This is a genomic window from Protofrankia sp. Cj3 (genome assembly GCF_917627355.1).
Lineage (GTDB): Bacteria > Actinomycetota > Actinomycetes > Frankiales > Frankiaceae > Protofrankia.
Window position 1 is genome coordinate 8,728 of record NZ_CAKJTR010000174.1, and the last position, 1,175, is coordinate 9,902.

1 protein-coding gene is annotated in these 1,175 nt (G+C 69.6%); it reads right to left on the minus strand.

The window, feature by feature from the left end; genetic code table 11:
• Window positions 1–175: 175 nt before the first annotated feature.
• Window positions 176–1,159: a zinc-binding dehydrogenase gene (locus tag MJ783_RS18910; protein WP_239312185.1), complete on the minus strand. Its 984-nt coding sequence runs from the start codon at window positions 1,157–1,159 to the stop codon at window positions 176–178.
• Between the last annotated feature and the right edge of the window lie 16 nt (window positions 1,160–1,175).

The window sequence follows — 1,175 nt, forward strand, 5'->3', positions numbered from 1 at the left end:
GGTCGACGCTTGGCCGCGTTCTCGGGGCCACACCGATACAGCTCATCCGGTATCGGTGTGGCCCGCGGCCGTGCCAGCAGCCACCTGGACGGCTCCCTGATCGAACGACGGTTCCCGAAACACGCCGTATACCTGGCTTCGGGGAGCTGGAGACACTCGAGACGTGCCGAAGGCGCTACCGGGGGGAAACGGTCAGGACGAGTTTGCCGAACACCTCGCCGCGGACCAGCTTCACGAACGACGCGCGGGCGTCCGCCAACGGACGGACATCGGCTATAGGTGGCCGTAGCCCGGCCCGGTCGACCAAGGTCGCGAGATCGGCCAGCTCGTCGCGGGTGCCCATGGTAGAGCCGATCACCGACAGCTGCAGGAAGAAGATCCTGTTCAGCTCGGCCGGCGGGTTCGCGCCGCTCGTCGCGCCGGCACAGACGATGCGGCCGCCCGGTCGCAGTGCCCGCACCGAGTGCTCCCAGGTCGCCGCGCCAACGGTTTCGATGACCGCATCCATCTTGACCGGCAGTCGCGCCCCGGCTTCGAAGACCTCGTCCGCACCCAGCTTCATCGCCTGCGCGCGTTTGGACGCGTCTCGCGAAGTGACGAAAACGGTATGACCGGCAGCCTTCCCGATCATAATCGCGGCGGTGGACACGCCACCACCCGCGCCCTGCACCAGCAGGGTGCCACCGCCGGCAGACGGCAGCCCGGCCCGGTTGACGATCATGCGGTAAGCGGTCAGCCAGGCGGTCGGCAGGCAGGCGGCCTCCGCAAACGACAGCGACGCCGGCTTGGGCACGAGGTTGCGCCGCGGCACCGCCACGACCTCGGCCAGGGTCCCCGGATACAGCTCCGAGAGAAGCGAACGCCGCGGGTCAAGCGTCTCGTCGCCACCGCCCGCGGCCGGGTCACCGACGACCGCGTGGACGATCACGTCTTCACCGTCCGCGCTCACTCCGGCCGCGTCACAGCCCAGAATCATCGGCAGCCTGTCCGCGGGCAGCCCTACGCCACGCAGGCTGAACAGGTCGTGATGGTTGAGCGCCGCGGCCCGGACAGCCACCGTGGTCCAGCCGTCCGGGACGGACGGTTCCGGGCGCTCGCCCACGGCCAGCCCGGCCAACGGGTCGGCTGAGCTCTGGGATACAGCGGCAACGGCGAGCATCGGTACACAGTAGAGG

Excerpts from the sequence above, each read along its gene's own strand:
- MJ783_RS18910 (WP_239312185.1), bottom strand. The coding sequence starts at position 1,159 with ATGCTCGCCGTTGCCGCTGTATCCCAGAGCTCAGCCGACCCGTTGGCC.